The organism is Rahnella perminowiae (assembly GCF_019049695.1).
Lineage (GTDB): Bacteria > Pseudomonadota > Gammaproteobacteria > Enterobacterales > Enterobacteriaceae > Rahnella > Rahnella perminowiae.
On record NZ_JAFMOT010000179.1, the window covers coordinates 69,462 to 86,964 of the forward strand.

Sequence of the window (17,503 nt, forward strand, 5' to 3'; positions counted from 1 at the left end):
TTTTTACTGTTTATAAATTGTTATTAACCAAATCATTCGGGCTGTATCAAGGCAGTCAACGCAGAGACAGCCCGAAGGATGAAGGTTAATAGCCGATGGCGGCACCTGCAGGTCGCCGCACATCATTTGCACCGTAGAGATAACCTTCGCGAACCTTGCCTGACACCGCCGAGTCATTACCTGAGTTCGCCGATGTCACGCCAGCAGCCCCCGGTAACCCCACCATAATCAGCTCTGTCGCGCCCCATGGCGTCTGCTCCACCATCTTGTAACCCATCTTCTGCAGGATGTTCAGGCTGTCCTGAGAAACGCCACGCTGCTCATAATAGACCTCATCCGGCAGCCACTGATGATGAATACGGGGGGCATCCACCGCTTCCTGTGGTGCCATGCCGTAGTCGATAACATTCAGCGCCGACTGCAAAGTAATGGTGATAATACGTGATCCGCCCGGCGACCCCAGAACCATGAAGATTTTACCGTCTTTGGTCACCAGACTCGGGCTCATAGACGATAGTGGGCGCTTACCGGGGGCGATGGCATTTTTGGTTCCCTGTACCAGTCCGTACAAATTCTTCTCGCCGACTTTGGTCGTGAAGTCATCCATCTCATCATTCAGGAAAAAGCCCGTACCCGGTGCAATCACCACTGAACCAAAGCGGCCATTGACCGTATAGGTGGTTGAAACGGCATTCCCCATTTTATCGACAATAGAGTAATGAGTCGTTTCCGGCTTCTCGTGGGGTTCCATGCCAGGCTGAACCGCCGTCGAAGGCGTGGCTTTATCCGCTTCTATTTTCTTACGGATTTCTTCGGCATAGCTTTTGCTGACCAGACGGTCGACGGGATTTTTCACAAACTCCGGATCGCCGAGATAGGTATTTCTGTCCATATACGCATGGCGCATGGCCTCGGTAAGGGTGTGTATAGAGGCTGCAGAGTTGAACCCCATACTTTTCAGATCATAGCCTTCAACAATGTTGAGGATTTCACACATCGTGACGCCGCCGGAACTCGGCGGCGGAGCCGATACGAATTTATATCCGCGGTAACTGCAGGTGATAGGGGCGTCTTCAGTGACCTTATAGTTCGCGAAATCGGCCGCTGTCAGGATGCCGCCACCTTTTTTCGCAGCGGCCTCAACCGCCGCCGGGATTTTGCCTTTATAGAATGCATCCGGACCGTGCCGGGAGATGGACTCCAGCGTGTTGGCTAAATCGGTTTGCACCAGTTTGTCGCCGGGTTGCAGCGGGCTGCCGTCTTTGCGCAGGAAAATACGAGCCGCTTCAGGATCTTCTTTGAAGCGTTTCACGGTGGTGTCGAGAATATCGGTATCGGCGCGGGTCAGCACAAAGCCCTGGTGGGCCAGTTTAATTGCCGGTGCCATAACTTGCTGGCGCGTCAGTTTGCCATATTCTTTCTGCACCGTATCCATGCCCAATACTGTGCCGGGTACGCCTGCAGCGAGATACCCGTACAGGCTGGCACCTTTCTTCACGTTGCCGTCAGCATCCAGATACATATTGGCGCTGGCAGCAGCAGGCGCAGTTTCACGGAAGTTGATAAAGGTATCTTTACCGTTGGCAAGATGCACCGTCATGAAGCCTCCGCCGCCAATATTGCCACAGCATGGGTTAACGACAGCCTGCGCGTAGCCGACAGCCACGGCAGCATCGATAGCGTTGCCACCCATTTTCAGAATATCGACGCCGACCTGAGAGGCCAGATATTGCGAAGTGACGACCATCCCGTTTTTGGCTTCCACCGCAGGATTAGATGCGGCGCAGAGCGGGAAGCTGGTCAGCAAGGCCAGCGCGATGAGTGATTTCCGTAACATATAGGCTCCTGTTTATTACCCTGTCTTTTGAGTCATAACCTTCAGGTTATTGTGTGATAACGCTTTTTTGTTATTTTAGTCCGACCATTATTATGCAAACGTCGCGCCATGATGACGTAGCCTGACCGTTTTCAGCGTAGACCTAAATAACAGAGAGTGAGGAAGCGGGGAGGGAAAAATGTGATCGTGCAGGATAAGAGGCAAAAAAAAACGGCCAGCGAGGCTGACCGTTATGCATCATAAAACCGTGAAGGAATTACAGATTTGATGCGTTTTCAGACAAATATTTGGCCACGCCATCCGGGGATGCGCCCATGCCTTTTTTGCCTTTTTCCCACTGAGCCGGGCACACTTCGCCGTGCTCTTCGTGGAATTGCAGCGCGTCAACCATACGCAGCATTTCGTCGATGTTACGACCCAGTGGCAGATCATTCACTACCTGGTGACGGACAACACCTTCTTTGTCGATCAGGAAAGAGCCACGCAGTGCAACGCCGGCGTCCGGATGTTCAATACCGTAGGCTTTCTGGATTTCGCGTTTGATGTCAGCAACCATCGCGTACTTAACAGGACCGATGCCGCCTTTCTCAACTGGGGTGTTACGCCATGCGTTGTGAACGAACTCGGAGTCGAAGGACACGCCTACCACTTCTACGCCACGATTCTGGAATTCTTCATAACGGTGATCGAAAGCGATCAGTTCTGAAGGACAGACGAAAGTGAAGTCCATTGGCCAGAAGAAGATAACAGTTGGTTTGCCTGCAGTGTGTTTTTTGAAGTTGAAGTTTTCAACTACTTCGCCGCTGCCCAGTACGGCTGCTGCGGTGAAGTCAGGGGCTGGGCGAGTTACCAGAACCATAATATTACTCCTTATGAAACCCAAGAGGGCGTCGTAGGTGAAAGGAAAGGATGAACAAAACGACTGTCAGTATAGGGGCAAGCTGCGGGTGAATAAACCCCATCGCACCAATCAATCAGATAGTATCCGGCTATCAGTCTTTGACGTAAGTCTCAGAGTTCTTTAACAACAACCTCTTGTGTTGCAGGGAATTGCGGGACGGTTCACAGAACTGATGAGATTGATCAGAGTTGTCGGTCTTTCGCCTGTTGCATCATGACCGGATAAAACTGCCAAAAAAGCTGCTCAAGGGCATCGTAATTCAATTCGATATCGTGGAAAGAGCCGGTCAGCGCACTAAGTTTCGGCCTCCGGTTGGCCATACCGCGTAATACGTCCCCAATAAAAGGCAGTGCGGCATAACGTTCCATCCAGCGTTCAGGCCATAAATACGCATTCAGATTCCGGAAACGTTCAGGCATTTCAGGCAGCAGCGGTTCAATTTCCTGCTGACAGGCGTCGAGAAAATCTTCGAGCGATTGCTGTGGATGAAGTGTCGCCCAGTGGCGGGAGAGAAAGTGATCCCAGACGACATCCAGCGTGATGGGCGCGACGCGGCGAAAATCTTCACGAAAATAGCGGCGGGCAATTTTCACTTCCGGCAGCGAATCGGTCATGGTATCTACGCGGCGATGCATGCGGATCCCGCTGACAATTTCAGCTGAATATTGTCCGTCAGGATTGCCGCGAACGAAATCAGCCAGCAGGTTGCCGGTCAGGGAACTTTCGGCCAGAGAGGCTAAGTGGAGATGCGCTAAAAAATTCATCGGGCGAGTATAACGCAGGAAAGTTGATCTCTGACAGGGCTGTGATGCCTTTATTAGCGCAGAAGCTTGCAGGGGATGTCCCGTCCCTCTAGACTAAGCCGCCTGTTTTTGTCGTTAAGTGAAGTGAAAAGCCATGCGTGTTGCCGATTTTTCTTTTGAACTCCCTGAATCCCTGATTGCCCGCTATCCGCAGACCCAGCGCAGCGGCTGTCGTTTGTTGTCTCTGGACGGGCCGAGCGGTGAGTTAACGCACGGCGTGTTCACCGATATTCTGGATAAAATTCATCCCGGTGATTTGCTGGTTTTTAACAATACCCGCGTGATCCCGGCCCGCGTATTCGGCCGTAAGGTCAGCGGCGGTAAAATTGAAGTACTGGTTGAGCGTGTGCTCGATTCACACCGCGTTCTGGCACACGTACGTGCGTCTAAATCGCCAAAGCCGGGCGCTGAACTGCTGCTTGGTGACAACGAAGATATTAAAGCGACTATGGTGGCGCGCCACGATACCTTGTTTGAGCTGGAATTTAATGAAGATCGTGATGTCTTTACTCTGCTCAACGAAATCGGCCATATGCCGCTGCCGCCATATATCGATCGCCCCGATGAAGATGCTGATCGGGAATTGTATCAGACAGTCTACAGCGAACGTCCCGGCGCAGTGGCAGCCCCTACCGCCGGTTTACACTTCGACCAGCCGCTGATGGATGCGCTGAAAGAAAAAGGTGTGGAATTTGCTTTTGTGACGCTGCACGTGGGCGCAGGAACTTTCCAGCCGGTTCGCGTGGACACCATCGAAGACCACATCATGCATGCTGAGTATGCCGAAGTGCCTCAGGGAGTTGTGGATGCGGTGCTGGCCTGTAAAGCGCGGGGTAATAAAGTCGTGGCGGTGGGCACAACCTCGGTACGTTCGCTGGAAAGCGCGGCGAAGGCCAGCGAAGATGCGCTGATTGCGCCCTTCTTCGGTGATACCAAGATTTTCATCTACCCGGGTTATCACTATCAGGTTATTGACTCCCTGATCACCAATTTCCACCTGCCTGAATCGACACTGATCATGCTGGTGTCGGCGTTTGCCGGCTATAAAAATACCCTGAATGCCTATCATCAGGCCGTCGCAGAGCAATACCGTTTCTTCAGTTATGGTGATGCGATGTTTATCAACCGTAACCCGCTGGCGCCACAGGAAGTGGTGGGGCAGCAGTAAACCGCGCCGGACGCACTCGGTGCATCCGGGCTTTCTTTTCCGGGCGTGATGCCACGGACTTAACCTCATCAGACTGTTTCTCTGATGCTGGAGGCAATGTGAAGTACGAATTAAGCACTACCGATGGCCGCGCACGCCGCGGACGTCTGGTCTTTGAACGTGGCGTAGTCGAAACCCCGGCATTTATGCCTGTGGGCACTTACGGCACAGTAAAAGGTATGACCCCGGAAGAAGTGAAAGAAACCGGCGCACAAATTCTGTTGGGTAACACTTTCCACCTGTGGCTGCGTCCGGGGCAGGAAATCATGAAGCTGCACGGCGACTTACATGATTTCATGAACTGGCATGGCCCGATCCTCACCGATTCCGGCGGCTTCCAGGTATTTAGCCTGGGTGCGATGCGCAAAATCAAAGAAGAGGGCGTGCATTTCCGCAACCCGATCAACGGGGATCCGGTGTTCCTGAGTCCGGAAAAATCCATGGAGATCCAAAACGATCTGGGCTCCGACATCGTCATGATCTTCGACGAATGTACGCCATATCCTGCCGACTGGGATTATGCAAAACGCTCGATGGAAATGTCTTTACGCTGGGCAAAACGCAGCCGCGATCGCTTCAACGAGTTGAATAATAAGAATGCTTTGTTTGGGATTATTCAGGGGAGCGTTTACGAAGATTTACGAGATGTATCATTAAAAGGGCTGGTAGATATCGGCTTTGATGGTTACGCTGTGGGCGGACTGGCAGTCGGCGAGCCGAAGGAAGACATGCACCGTATTCTGGAGCACGTTTGTCCGCAAATTCCGGCAGACAAACCTCGCTATCTTATGGGTGTCGGTAAACCGGAAGATCTGGTTGAAGGCGTGCGTCGTGGTATCGATATGTTTGACTGCGTGATGCCAACGCGTAATGCACGAAACGGCCATCTTTTTGTGACCGACGGTATCGTTAAAATCCGTAATGCGAAGCATAAAGATGACACGTCAACGCTTGACGAACACTGTGATTGCTACACATGTCGCAATTATAGCCGCGCTTACTTGCATCATCTCGACCGTTGCAACGAAATTTTGGGTGCGCGCCTGAATACGATCCATAACCTGCGCTATTACCAGCGTCTGATGGCCGGTTTACGCCAGGCTATTGAAGAGGGTAAATTGGAAGCGTTTGTGACAGACTTCTACGAGCGTAAAGGCAAACCGGTTCCGCCTTTAAACTTCTGATTTCTTTCTCGCGTCGGCATCTTCGAAAGGAGGTGCCGATTTTATAATTTCTTGGACCGGCATTATGGGGTATTGTGCGAGACGTTTTATCGCCAGTCTCCGGGTCGGATTCTCGGTTTGTTTTACATCAATTTGCTTCACAACAACAATGAGGGAATTTAAATGAGCCTTTTCATTTCTGATGCAGTCGCAGCGACCGGCGCACCGTCACAGGGAAGTCCTTACTCTCTGGTTATTATGCTGGTGGTTTTTGGTCTGATTTTCTATTTCATGATCCTGCGCCCGCAGCAGAAACGTTCTAAAGAACACAAAAAACTGATGGATTCTATCGGTAAAGGTGACGAAGTCATGACCACAGGTGGCCTGATCGGTCGCGTAACCAAAGTAGCCGAAACCGGTTATGTGGTTATCGCACTGAACGACACCAACGAAGTGATGATCAAACGTGACTTCGTGGCAGCAGTTCTGCCAAAAGGCACGATGAAGTCTATCTAATTTTCGATTTTCCCGAAGGGAACTGCCGTGTTAAACCGTTATCCTGCGTGGAAGTATCTGATGCTGATCGTTGTGGTCATCGTCGGGCTGCTTTATGCACTTCCCAACCTTTATGGTGAGGATCCGGCTGTTCAAATCACTGGTGTTCGGGGTTCCGACGCCAGTGCAGCAACACTGGATCAAGTCCGTAATGTATTAGACCAAAACAAAATCCAGAGCAAATCGATTGCCCTGGAAAATGGCGCTATTCTTGCCCGTTTTAAAGACACAGACGTACAGCTTCGTGCACGTGAAGCGCTGACTGAAGCGTTGGGCGACAAGTTTGTTATTGCACTGAACCTCGCGCCGGCAACACCGCGCTGGTTGAGTATGCTGGGCGCTGAGCCGATGAAGCTGGGCCTCGACTTACGTGGTGGTGTGCACTTCCTGATGGAAGTGGATATGGATACCGCGTTGAGTAAGCTGCAAGAGCAGACCATGGACAGCATGCGCAGTGACCTGCGCGACAAGAATATTCCTTATGCCACGGTGCGTAAGCTCGACAACTATGGCGTTGAAGTGCGTTTCCGCGATGCTGCGACCCGTGATTCTGCAGCCAGCTATCTGAGCCCACGTCATCGCGATTTAGTGATCACTAACAGCGGTGACAATGCTTTGAGTGTGGTGATGACTGATGCCCGCCTGAGTGAAGCCCGTGAGTACGCCGTTCAGCAAAACATCAATATCCTGCGTAACCGCGTAAACCAACTGGGCGTCGCTGAGCCACTGGTACAGCGTCAGGGTTCCGACCGTATTGTGGTTGAACTGCCGGGGATTCAGGATACTGCACGTGCCAAAGAAATCTTAGGCGCGACCGCGACCCTGGAATTCCGTCTGGTTAACACCAACGTGGATGCTTCTGCTGCTTCAACCGGTCGTGTACCGGGCGACAGCGAAGTGAAAGACATGCGTGATGGTCGCCCGGTTGTATTGTACAAGCGGGTGATTCTGACCGGTGACCATATCACTGATTCCACATCCAGCATGGATGAATACAATCAGCCACAGGTCAACATCTCACTCGACAGCGCTGGCGGTAACGCCATGTCTAACTTCACCAAGGATAATATCGGCAAACCGATGGCAACCTTGTTCGTGGAGTACAAAGACAGCGGTAAGAAAGATGCCAACGGCCGTGCGATTCTGGCGAAACAGGAAGAAGTTATCAACGTGGCGACTATTCAGTCACGTCTGGGCAACAGCTTCCGTATCACTGGCGTCAACGATCCGAATGAAGCCCGTCAGTTGTCCCTTCTGCTGCGTGCCGGTGCGTTAATCGCGCCAATTCAGATTGTTGAAGAACGGACCATTGGCCCGACCTTAGGGATGCAAAACATCACTCAGGGTCTGGAAGCGTGCTTGTGGGGCCTGGTGGCATCCATTCTGTTTATGGTGGTCTTCTACCGTAAATTTGGTGTGATCGCGACGACCGCGCTGATTGCGAACCTGGTGCTGATTGTCGGGATCATGTCTCTGCTGCCTGGTGCGACGCTGACCATGCCGGGTATTGCCGGTATCGTACTGACGCTGGCGGTGGCCGTCGACGCCAACGTACTGATAAACGAACGTATCAAAGAAGAGTTGAAGAACGGGCGTTCCGTTCAGCAGGCGATTCATGAAGGCTATAAAGGCGCGTTCTCCAGTATCGTTGATGCCAACATTACGACCCTGATCACGGCAATTATTCTTTATGCAGTGGGTACCGGTTCGATTAAAGGCTTTGCTATCACCACCGCTATCGGTGTGGCAACCTCGATGTTTACGTCGATCGTGGGAACCCGTGCCATCGTGAACCTGGTTTACGGCGGCAAACGCATTAAAAAGCTGTCTATCTGAGGAGTGCGTTGTGGCACAGCAACAACCATATACTGTTGAACAACTGAACTACGGCCGTAAAGTTATCGACTTTATGCGCTGGGACAACGTGGCCTTCTGTATTTCAGGCCTGTTGTTTATCGCATCCGTTGCGATTATGGGCGTTCGCGGGTTCAACTGGGGTCTGGATTTCACTGGCGGTACCGTCATTGAAATCAGCCTTAGCCAGCCCGCTAACCTGGACGTAATGCGTGCCGATCTGGAAAAAGCAGGATTCAAGGATCCTGTCGTTCAGAACTTCGGTAGCAGTCGTGATGTGATGGTTCGCCTTCCACCTGTATCGGGTAATGCCGGTCAGGAACTGGGGAATAAAGTCCTGAGTCTGGTGAATGCGGATATCGACAAAGACGCGACCGTGAAACGTGTTGAGTTTGTCGGCCCGAGCGTGGGGAGTGATCTGGCGCAGGCTGGCGGCATGGCGCTGCTGATGGCGCTGATTTGCATCCTGATCTATGTCGGTTTCCGTTTTGAATGGCGACTGGCGCTGGGGGCGGTAATCGCACTGGCGCATGACGTGATCATCACCATGGGCGTATTGTCACTGTTCAGGATCGAAATTGACCTGACCATCGTCGCGTCCCTGATGTCCGTTATCGGCTACTCGCTGAATGACTCCATCGTGGTATCGGACCGTATTCGTGAAAACTTCCGCAAAATTCGTCGCGGTAATTCTTACGAAATCATGAACGTGTCCCTGACCCAGACGTTAAGTCGTACCATTATGACCTCAGCGACCACGCTGATGGTGGTTCTGATGCTCTATATCTTTGGGGGTGCGTTGCTGGAAGGCTTCTCACTGACCATGTTGATTGGCGTGTCGATCGGTACGGTTTCGTCAATCTACGTGGCGTCCGCGCTGGCCCTGAAACTGGGTATGAAGCGTGAGCACATGTTGCAGCAGAAAGTGGAAAAAGAAGGCGCAGATCAACCTTCGATTCTGCCGTAAGTTGCCGATGGTTCCGTTATCGGAATAGAAAACCTAAACCCCGCGACGCGGGGTTTTTTTTATCTGCTGTTTGCGGTTTTTATCGGGTTACGACAGGCAGGGACTGTGGCGTTGCCACAATATTATGCAGATGTACAAATCCCAGCGTTTCGACAGTCACCTGGTCAAACTTCACATCGACTGTTTTCACCGGACCCGGCAGAAGGTCTGGCTCGACGGTAATGGTCTGGGTCTGCATATCGACAGTCAGCGGCTTGCCTGTAACCGGATCGAGCTGTCCCCAGCTCAGAGATGCCGTAAACGCTGGCAATGGCTGACCGGCATTATTTTTGATTTCCAGTACGGCCTGTACGCCGCTGGCGTCCGGAGCGATACGGGTTAGCTGAAGACTTAATTCACCAATGTTACTTTTGAGCAATGCGGCACTTTTGGCTGCCGGTAATAAATAGACACCATTATCCGACTGGCGGTTGAGGGTGGTTTGCTGTTCCAGTGCGAGGGCCAGATCGGTCAGGTGTTGCAGCTTTTGATTAAGCTGCCCGACTTCCGTTTTCAGGGCCGGTATTTGTGAATTTTGCGTCGCGCAGCCCGTCAGGCTGAACAATGCGGCGCAGACCAACAAAAGGTGTGGATGTTTTGTCATATCAGAGACTTCCTTTCATCTGCCCGTTGAAACATTCCATCCGGGCACCCATATCGATAGCTAAGTTTAACCCGATGTCGATGAAAGTAGCGACAGCCTTTGTTGTCGGCACACTTCGGGTTAAACTACTGTTCAATTGAGTTCGCGATCAGGAAGTGCTATGCATTGCCCATTTTGTGCCGCTGTTGATACTAAAGTCATCGATTCCCGTCTGGTAGGCGATGGATCGCAGGTTCGCCGTCGCCGTCAGTGCCTGGTGTGCCATGAACGTTTCACCACGTTTGAAGTGGCGGAACTGGTGATGCCGCGCGTCATTAAAAGCAATGAAGTTCGTGAACCGTTCAATGAAGACAAACTTCGCGGTGGCTTTCTGAAAGCGCTGGAAAAACGCCCGGTAAGTTCCGATGACGTCGAAACTGCCATCAGCCACATTAAGTCGCAGCTGCGTGCGACCGGCGAACGTGAAATCCCGGCTAAAATGATCGGTAATTTGGTGATGGACGCCCTGAAAGGGCTGGATAAAGTCGCCTATATCCGCTTTGCGTCGGTGTATCGCAGCTTCGAAGATATCCGTGAATTTGGTGAAGAAATCGCCCGCCTTCAGGACTAAGGAAAGCTGATGTCGTCTGAACAATCTGCAAAGCCATTCTCCGCCGAAAACCATACCGATGAGCGCTATATGGCGCGGGCTTTCGAGCTGGCGCGCCGCGGGCGTTTTACCACCACACCTAACCCTAATGTCGGTTGTGTCATTGTATTGAATGGCGAAATTGTGGGTGAAGGCTATCATTTGCGTGCCGGTGAACCCCATGCAGAAGTTTACGCATTACGCATGGCCGGTGAGAAAGCCAGAGGGGCGACCGCTTATGTGACCCTCGAACCGTGCAGTCATCATGGGCGTACACCACCGTGTGCCGATGCATTGCTGGCGGCAGGCGTCGCCCGCGTGGTAGCGGCGATGCAGGATCCTAATCCGGAAGTGGCAGGGCGGGGTTTGTACCGGCTCAAACAAAACGGCGTGGATGTTAGCCATGGGCTGATGCACCCGCAGGCTGAAGCGGTGAATCTGGGTTTCCTCAAACGGATGCGCACCGGTTTTCCCTATGTTCAGCTTAAAATGGGTGCCTCTTTAGATGGCCGAACGGCGATGGCTTCTGGCGAAAGTCAGTGGATCACCTCGGCGGCGGCCCGTGCTGATGTTCAGCGCTTTCGCGCAGAAAGCTCGGCGATCCTGAGCACCAGTGCCACGGTTCTGGCTGACAATCCTTCGCTTAATGTACGCTGGAGCGAACTGGGCAGTGAAGTGCAGGCAATTTATCCCGAGGAAAATCTGCGTCAGCCATTACGGATTATTCTCGACAGTCAAAACCGCGTGACACCACAGCATCAGCTGATGAATTTACCGGGGGAAGTATTACTCGCACGGCTGGAAACTGACTCGCAAGCCTGGCCGGAGTCTGTTGAACAATGGCGCGTGGCCGGACGCGACAATCGTATTGATCTGGTTCTGCTGATGATGCAACTGGCGAAACGTCAGGTTAATTCCATCTGGGTGGAAGCCGGCGCACAACTGGCCGGTGCCTTATTACAAGCCGGTCTGGTTGATGAATTAATCGTTTATATGGCGCCTAAGTTATTGGGCAATAATGGTCGGGCACTGTGTGAACTGCCAGGATTGCAGCATCTGGCGGATGCGCCGGAATTTATTTTCAGCGATATCCGCCAGGTCGGCCCTGACTTACGTTTGCGTCTGAAACCGGTGTATTGAGAATTTTACTCCTCCCTGCGGAATGGCTTTAAAAGCGCATGTCCAGACAGGGTTATTTTATGATAGAATCCGCCCCCCTGCGGCTGGGGTTGAGAAACTCCTGAACCCACTTTAAGGAAAACTATGAACGTTATCGAAGGTGTTGTAGCCACGCCTAACGCGCGCGTAGCGATCGCGATTGCTCGTTTTAACAATTTTATCAACGACAGCCTGCTTTCAGGTGCTGTTGATGCATTAAAACGTATCGGTCAGGTCAGCGATGACAACATCACCGTAGTCTGGGTCCCGGGCGCGTACGAATTGCCTCTGGCAACCCGCGCACTGGCTGAAAGCGGCAAATACGATGCGGTTGTTGCACTTGGCACCGTGATCCGCGGGGGCACTGCCCACTTTGAATTTGTGGCGGGCGAATGTAGCTCTGGCCTGTCCAGCGTTGCCATGAACAGCGAAATCCCGGTTGCCTTTGGTGTGCTGACCACAGAAAGCATTGAACAAGCCATCGAACGCGCAGGGACAAAAGCCGGTAACAAGGGTGCAGAAGCTGCACTGACCGCGCTTGAAATGATTAATGTTATCAAGGCTATTAAAGCCTGAATCTAGTTAAGGGGAAATCCGTGAAACCTGCTGCTCGTCGCCGCGCCCGTGAATGTGCCGTTCAGGCGCTTTACTCCTGGCAGTTGTCGAAAAATGACATCGCCGATGTTGAATTAGAATTCCTGACCGAGCAGGATGTCAAAGACGTAGACATTGCCTATTTCCGCGAACTGCTGGCTGGTGTAGCAAACAGTGCTGAGAAACTCGATGCACTGATGGCGCCGTACCTGTCCCGCCAGCTGGATGAACTGGGCCAGGTGGAAAGAGCAATTTTGCGTCTGGCTCTGTTTGAGCTAAGCAAACGCCAGGACGTCCCTTACAAAGTGGCGATCAATGAAGCCATTGAACTGGCGAAAACTTTTGGTGCTGAAGATAGCCATAAGTTCGTCAATGGTGTGCTGGATAAAGCAGGCCCGCATATTCGTAAAAAATGATCATCAAAAAAGTTTCGGCTTCAGTCACAAATGGCGACAGTCATTTTGGCCTGATAACCGTCTCTGTTGATAATCTGGTGATGTCACCTGGTTTATCTTTTGTGTGACACCCTTCTTAAGGCCGGATTTCCGGCCTTAAGTCATTCTAACGATTTGGAAATGTACTATGTCATGCGGCGAATTTGATGTAATCACTCGCTACTTTAACCGGTTCAGAACCGCCCGACAGGATGTTCATTTAGGCATTGGTGATGATTGTGCCCTGCTGACGGTAGGCGAGAAGCAACTATTAGCAGTCAGCACCGACACGCTGGTCGAAGGCATCCATTTTCTCAAAACGATTTCACCGGCAGACCTGGGCTATAAAGCGCTGGCGGTTAACCTGAGCGATCTGGCTGCTATGGGTGCCGATCCTGCGTGGGTTTCTCTGGCGCTGACACTGCCGGAAGTGAACACTGACTGGTTGCAGGCATTCAGCGACAGTCTGTTTGAACAGCTTAATTATTACGGCATGCAGTTGATTGGCGGGGATACGACACGCGGACCGCTGAGCATGACGTTAACCATTCAGGGTCTGGTGCCTGCGGGGCGTGCGTTAACCCGCGCCGGTGCGGGCATAGGCGACTGGATCTTTGTTACCGGTACGCTGGGTGATAGCGCAGCTGGCCTGGCGATTTTGCTGGAACAGCTGAATGTTGATGATGCGACAACTCGCGAATTTCTGCTTAAACGCCATCTGCGTCCGTCGCCACGTGTTTTACAGGGGCAGGCGCTGCGCGATTTAGCCACCTCAGCCATCGACCTGTCCGACGGACTGGTTTCCGATCTTAAACATATACTGAATGCCAGCGAGTGTGGTGCACGCCTCGATCTTGATGCGATCCCTTTCTCGCCAGCCATGAATCAGGTGGCGGATCCGGAACAGGCACTGAAATGGGCACTGACCGGCGGTGAAGATTATGAACTTTGCTTCACTGTGCCGGAAATTAACCGGGGTGCGCTGGATGTTGCGCTGAGCCATCTGGGTGTCAACTTTACCTGTGTGGGTCAGATTGCGCCGCTTTCAGAAGGTATTAAGTTTATGCGTTCAGGCGTACCGGTCGAACTTGAATGGCAAGGTTTTGACCACTTTGCCGGAGAGGATTTGTTGTGAATATAGGCCGTAAAAAACGCCCGGCGGGGTACAAAGGAAAAACCGGAGATCCGGTTCAGGACATGGCTGCGGCCAAAAAGCGTCTGGATCTGCGTAATCCGTGGCATTTGCTGGCGACAGGTTTTGGCAGCGGTTTATTCCCTGTTGGCCCTGGCACGGCGGGCTCCGTCGCCGCGATCCCGTTCTGGATTGTCATGACCTACCTGCCATGGCAGGTGTATTCGATGATCGTTATGTTCAGCATTTGTATCGGGGTTTATCTTTGCCGCCAGACCGCGCGCGACATGCGGGTTCATGACCATGGCAGTATCGTATGGGATGAATTTGTCGGTATGTGGATCACACTGATGGCGATCCCGGTCAATGACTGGCGCTGGGTGTTGATCGGATTTATCGTTTTCCGTGTGCTGGATATCTGGAAGCCGTGGCCCATCCGCTGGTTTGACCGCAACGTACAGGGCGGAATGGGTATTATGATCGATGATGTGGTCGCCGGTGTGCTTGGCGCGGCTATCATCTATCTGGTCGGGCATCACTGGCCGCTGGGCCTGTTCTGATCTTCGTGACCATGCAGTGAAAAGGCGTTACAGGATTGGCCTGGTAACGCCTTTTTTGTCATCTCAGATTACTGGAAACCGGTCGCCTGATGCGGCACATACGCCATTTCCAGCTCGGCGATTTCCTCAATGGAAAGTTTCACCTCCAGTGCGGCGATGGCATCTTCCAGATGAGCGGGGCGCGAAGCACCGATTATAGGCGCGGTAACGATATGTTTACTTAAGATCCACGCCAGGGCGATCTGCGCTCGTGGTACGCCATGATCTTCCGCTATTTTCCCGACACGCTCAGCGATTTTACCGTCGGCCTCATCGGTCGCGTCATACAGCGTTTTGGCAAAATTATCGGAAACTGAACGGGCGGTGGTTTCTCCCCACGGACGCGTGAGTTTACCGCGTGCCAGCGGACTCCAGGGCAACACTGCAATATTTCTTTCCAGGCACAGCGGGTACATTTCGTTTTCTTCTTCACGCTGGATAAGATTGTACTGATCCTGCATTGAGACAAAACCCGCCCAGCCATTTTGCTCAGAGACATCTAATGCGTGTTTGAACTGATGTGCATGCATGGAAGACGCGCCAATAAAACGCGCTTTGCCGGCTTTTACTACGTCATTCAACGCCTCCAGCGTTTCCTCTATCGGCGTTTCGTAATCCCAGCGGTGGATTTGCAACAGGTCGACATAATCCATGTCCAGACGGCGCAGGCTGTCATCGATGGATTGCATAATCGAGGCCCGTGAAAGCCCGGGTTTTAAGCCGGTGACCGCGTGATACACTTTAGTCGCCACGACAATTTCATCGCGCCTGGCAAAATCCTTCAGGGCACGGCCGACGATTTCCTCGCTGCTGCCGTCAGAATAACTGTTAGCGGTGTCAAAAAAATTAATCCCCGCATCCAGCGCTTGCCGGATGATAGGACGGCTGCTCTCTTCCGGCAGTGTCCACGCGTGGGTGCCGCGATCCGGTTCGCCAAAAGTCATACAGCCGAGACACAGGCGGGAAACTTTCATACCGGTTTTTCCGAGCGTAATGTATTGCATGATGTCTCCTGGTAAGCATGAAGTGATAACAGAAAATCGTGAAAATGATTAGCACGCTATAACTGTAGCTTAAAGCAGGGCAGGCTCGTGTGACTGAAAAGGGAATCGGAGGGGAAACCCCTCTTTCAGGAAGAAAGAGGGGGAATAATCAGGCCAGCCAGTCAGTTATCTGACGGTCAATGCCTTCGGCATCCAGCCCTAAATCATGACGGATTTCGTCCTGTGTACCTTGCGCAACAAAGCTGTCCGCCAGACCGATATTCAGTACAGGCACCAGGATTCGCCTGGACATCAACAGTTCATTTACGCCGCTGCCCGCGCCGCCCATGATGGCGTTTTCTTCCAGCGTGACCAGCACTTCATGGCTGGCGGCCAGTTCCTGAATCAGCGCTTCATCCAGCGGTTTTACAAAGCGCATGTCAACGACGGTGGCGTTGCGTTTTTCTGCTGCGGCCAGCGCTTCCGGCAGCAATGTACCGAAGTTCAGGATCGCTATCTTTTCGCCTTCACGACGCACGACGCCTTTACCGATGGGCAGAGAAGCCAGCGGTTCACAGGAAGCACCGGTACCATTACCACGCGGATAGCGTACGGCAACCGGCCCGTTGTTATGGTGATAACCGGTATGCAACATCTGGCGACATTCGTTTTCATCGCTCGGCGTCATAATGGTCATGTTCGGGATGCAGCGCAGGAAGGAGAGATCGAACGCGCCCTGATGCGTCTGACCATCAGCGCCGACGATGCCACCGCGGTCGATAGCAAACAGTACCGGCAGATTCTGGATCGCTACATCATGGATAACCTGATCATAAGCGCGTTGCAGAAACGTTGAATAGATCGCCACAACCGGCTTGTATCCGCCAATCGCCAGGCCTGCCGCAAAGGTGACGGCGTGCTGTTCGGCGATGGCCACATCGAAATATTGTTGCGGATATTCGCGTGAAAAACGCACCATACCGGAGCCTTCGCGCATCGCCGGCGTAACGGCCATCAGCTGGCTATCTTTGGCAGCGGTTTCGCACAACCAGTCACCGAAAATTTTCGAATAGGTCGGCAGACCTTCTTTGCTTTTCGGCAACGTGCCGGAAGCCGGATCGAATTTAGGCACCGCATGGAAACTGATGGGATCTTTTTCGGCTGGCGCGTAGCCTTTGCCTTTTTTAGTCATAATGTGCAGTAACTGCGGGCCTTTCAGGTCCCGCATGTTTTTCAGCGTCTGCGTCAGCGCCAGCACGTCATGACCATCTACCGGCCCGATATAGTTAAAGCCCAACTCTTCAAACAACGTGCCTGGCACCATCATGCCTTTCAGATGTTCCTCGGTTCGGCGCACCAGTTCTTTAATCGGTGGCAGGCCAGACAGGACCTTCTTGCCGCCTTCACGCAGACGCGAATACAGTTTGCCGGAGAGCAGTTGTGCCAGGTGGTTATTCAGCGCCCCGACGTTTTCGGAAATCGACATCTCGTTGTCGTTGAGGATCACCAGCATGTCGGGTTTAATGTCGCCCGCATGGTTCATCGCTTCAAACGCCATACCTGCTGTGATCGCACCATCGCCAATCACACACACGGTGCGACGGCCTTTACCTTCACGTTCAGCCGCGACAGCCATGCCGAGACCTGCACTGATTGAGGTCGATGAGTGACCGACGGATAGGGTGTCGTATTCGCTTTCACCACGCCACGGGAACGGGTGCAGACCGCCTTTCTGACGGATGGTGGAAATACGGTCACGGCGACCGGTCAGAATTTTGTGCGGATAGGCCTGATGGCCGACATCCCAGACAACGTGATCGAACGGTGTGTTATAGACATAATGCATCGCCACGGTCAGTTCAACCGTCCCCAGACCGGACGCAAAGTGTCCGCTGGACTGACTGACGCTGGCCAATAAATATTGGCGCAACTCATCGCAGAGCTTAGGTAAGCTCTCTTTAGGAAGTGAGCGGAGATCTTCAGGATTCTCCGCCAGCATCAGTGTCGGGTATTTCGCTAATTCAAGACTCATCAGTTGCTCATAG

At 52.6% G+C, this 17,503-nt stretch carries 17 protein-coding genes; 11 read left to right on the forward strand and 6 right to left on the reverse strand.

What is annotated here, in order from left to right; genetic code table 11:
• Nucleotides 1-85 precede the first annotated feature (85 nt).
• From ggt to J1781_RS14770, 3 genes are all read right to left on the reverse strand, one after another.
• A complete protein-coding gene (gene ggt, locus J1781_RS14760) occupies nt 86-1,837 on the reverse strand; it encodes a gamma-glutamyltransferase (protein ID WP_217233805.1) in 1,752 nt (583 codons plus the stop codon).
• 256 nt (nt 1,838-2,093) lie between these two features.
• The gene (locus tag J1781_RS14765; protein ID WP_013576674.1) at nt 2,094-2,696 is read right to left on the reverse strand and encodes a peroxiredoxin C; all 603 of its coding nucleotides are present in this window, start codon (nt 2,694-2,696) and stop codon (nt 2,094-2,096) included.
• A 224-nt stretch (nt 2,697-2,920) separates the two neighbouring features.
• Nucleotides 2,921-3,502, reverse strand: coding sequence for an ACP phosphodiesterase (locus tag J1781_RS14770; protein WP_217221006.1), 582 nt, complete (start codon nt 3,500-3,502; stop codon nt 2,921-2,923).
• A gap of 133 nt (nt 3,503-3,635) precedes the next feature.
• Here J1781_RS14770 and queA point away from each other — a divergent pair, with 133 nt between their 5' ends.
• The 5 genes from queA to secF all read left to right on the forward strand — a co-directional run bounded on the left by queA (nt 3,636) and on the right by secF (nt 9,287).
• Complete coding sequence (gene queA, locus J1781_RS14775; protein WP_129952859.1) at nt 3,636-4,709, forward strand: tRNA preQ1(34) S-adenosylmethionine ribosyltransferase-isomerase QueA; 1,074 nt, start codon at nt 3,636-3,638, stop codon at nt 4,707-4,709.
• A gap of 98 nt (nt 4,710-4,807) precedes the next feature.
• Nucleotides 4,808-5,932, forward strand: coding sequence for a tRNA guanosine(34) transglycosylase Tgt (gene tgt, locus J1781_RS14780; RefSeq protein ID WP_129952858.1), 1,125 nt, complete (start codon nt 4,808-4,810; stop codon nt 5,930-5,932).
• Between the two features lie 162 nt (nt 5,933-6,094).
• Entirely contained in the window at nt 6,095-6,427 is a 333-nt protein-coding gene (gene yajC / locus J1781_RS14785) for a preprotein translocase subunit YajC (RefSeq protein WP_013576670.1), read from the forward strand.
• Nucleotides 6,428-6,454: 27 nt separating this feature from the next.
• Entirely contained in the window at nt 6,455-8,302 is a 1,848-nt protein-coding gene (secD, locus tag J1781_RS14790; protein WP_129952857.1) for a protein translocase subunit SecD, read from the forward strand.
• 73 nt (nt 8,303-8,375) lie between these two features.
• Entirely contained in the window at nt 8,376-9,287 is a 912-nt protein-coding gene (gene secF, locus J1781_RS14795) for a protein translocase subunit SecF (RefSeq protein ID WP_217139566.1), read from the forward strand.
• A 79-nt stretch (nt 9,288-9,366) separates the two neighbouring features.
• Here the strand turns inward: secF and J1781_RS14800 are convergent, their stop codons facing one another.
• The gene (locus tag J1781_RS14800; RefSeq protein ID WP_129952855.1) at nt 9,367-9,930 is read right to left on the reverse strand and encodes a DUF3251 domain-containing protein; all 564 of its coding nucleotides are present in this window, start codon (nt 9,928-9,930) and stop codon (nt 9,367-9,369) included.
• 160 nt (nt 9,931-10,090) lie between these two features.
• On the opposite strand from J1781_RS14800, the gene nrdR reads away from it, so the two are divergent.
• The 6 genes from nrdR (at nt 10,091) to pgpA (ending at nt 14,436) form a co-directional block, all read left to right on the forward strand.
• Entirely contained in the window at nt 10,091-10,540 is a 450-nt protein-coding gene (gene nrdR, locus J1781_RS14805) for a transcriptional regulator NrdR (RefSeq protein ID WP_015698341.1), read from the forward strand.
• 9 nt (nt 10,541-10,549) lie between these two features.
• Nucleotides 10,550-11,698 (forward strand): bifunctional diaminohydroxyphosphoribosylaminopyrimidine deaminase/5-amino-6-(5-phosphoribosylamino)uracil reductase RibD, encoded by a 1,149-nt coding sequence (ribD, locus tag J1781_RS14810; RefSeq protein WP_217221007.1) that lies wholly within the window; start codon nt 10,550-10,552, stop codon nt 11,696-11,698.
• A 123-nt stretch (nt 11,699-11,821) separates the two neighbouring features.
• Nucleotides 11,822-12,292: a 6,7-dimethyl-8-ribityllumazine synthase gene (gene ribH, locus J1781_RS14815; protein ID WP_013576664.1), complete on the forward strand. Its 471-nt coding sequence runs from the start codon at nt 11,822-11,824 to the stop codon at nt 12,290-12,292.
• 20 nt (nt 12,293-12,312) lie between these two features.
• Nucleotides 12,313-12,726: a transcription antitermination factor NusB gene (gene nusB / locus J1781_RS14820; RefSeq protein ID WP_013576663.1), complete on the forward strand. Its 414-nt coding sequence runs from the start codon at nt 12,313-12,315 to the stop codon at nt 12,724-12,726.
• A gap of 166 nt (nt 12,727-12,892) precedes the next feature.
• Nucleotides 12,893-13,879, forward strand: coding sequence for a thiamine-phosphate kinase (gene thiL / locus J1781_RS14825; RefSeq protein WP_217221008.1), 987 nt, complete (start codon nt 12,893-12,895; stop codon nt 13,877-13,879).
• Between the two features lie 62 nt (nt 13,880-13,941).
• Nucleotides 13,942-14,436, forward strand: coding sequence for a phosphatidylglycerophosphatase A (gene pgpA, locus J1781_RS14830; protein WP_129953312.1), 495 nt, complete (start codon nt 13,942-13,944; stop codon nt 14,434-14,436).
• 68 nt (nt 14,437-14,504) lie between these two features.
• On the opposite strand, the gene J1781_RS14835 is transcribed toward pgpA, so the two are convergent.
• Nucleotides 14,505-15,479, reverse strand: coding sequence for an aldo/keto reductase (locus J1781_RS14835; protein WP_129992092.1), 975 nt, complete (start codon nt 15,477-15,479; stop codon nt 14,505-14,507).
• 148 nt (nt 15,480-15,627) lie between these two features.
• Complete coding sequence (dxs, locus tag J1781_RS14840) at nt 15,628-17,490, reverse strand: 1-deoxy-D-xylulose-5-phosphate synthase (protein ID WP_129992091.1); 1,863 nt, start codon at nt 17,488-17,490, stop codon at nt 15,628-15,630.
• Nucleotides 17,491-17,503 lie beyond the last annotated feature (13 nt).

Coding starts and splice junctions, on each gene's coding strand:
- J1781_RS14835 (WP_129992092.1), bottom strand. CDS start 15,479: ATGCAATACATTACGCTCGGAAAAACCGGTATGAAAGTTTCCCGCCTG.
- J1781_RS14800 (WP_129952855.1), bottom strand. CDS start 9,930: ATGACAAAACATCCACACCTTTTGTTGGTCTGCGCCGCATTGTTCAGC.
- dxs (WP_129992091.1), bottom strand. CDS start 17,490: ATGAGTCTTGAATTAGCGAAATACCCGACACTGATGCTGGCGGAGAAT.
- ggt (WP_217233805.1), bottom strand. CDS start 1,837: ATGTTACGGAAATCACTCATCGCGCTGGCCTTGCTGACCAGCTTCCCG.
- J1781_RS14765 (WP_013576674.1), bottom strand. CDS start 2,696: ATGGTTCTGGTAACTCGCCCAGCCCCTGACTTCACCGCAGCAGCCGTA.
- secF (WP_217139566.1), top strand. CDS start 8,376: ATGCGCTGGGACAACGTGGCCTTCTGTATTTCAGGCCTGTTGTTTATC.
- pgpA (WP_129953312.1), top strand. CDS start 13,942: ATGGCTGCGGCCAAAAAGCGTCTGGATCTGCGTAATCCGTGGCATTTG.
- thiL (WP_217221008.1), top strand. CDS start 12,893: ATGTCATGCGGCGAATTTGATGTAATCACTCGCTACTTTAACCGGTTC.
- queA (WP_129952859.1), top strand. CDS start 3,636: ATGCGTGTTGCCGATTTTTCTTTTGAACTCCCTGAATCCCTGATTGCC.
- ribD (WP_217221007.1), top strand. CDS start 10,550: ATGTCGTCTGAACAATCTGCAAAGCCATTCTCCGCCGAAAACCATACC.
- nrdR (WP_015698341.1), top strand. CDS start 10,091: ATGCATTGCCCATTTTGTGCCGCTGTTGATACTAAAGTCATCGATTCC.
- J1781_RS14770 (WP_217221006.1), bottom strand. CDS start 3,502: ATGAATTTTTTAGCGCATCTCCACTTAGCCTCTCTGGCCGAAAGTTCC.
- ribH (WP_013576664.1), top strand. CDS start 11,822: ATGAACGTTATCGAAGGTGTTGTAGCCACGCCTAACGCGCGCGTAGCG.
- yajC (WP_013576670.1), top strand. CDS start 6,095: ATGAGCCTTTTCATTTCTGATGCAGTCGCAGCGACCGGCGCACCGTCA.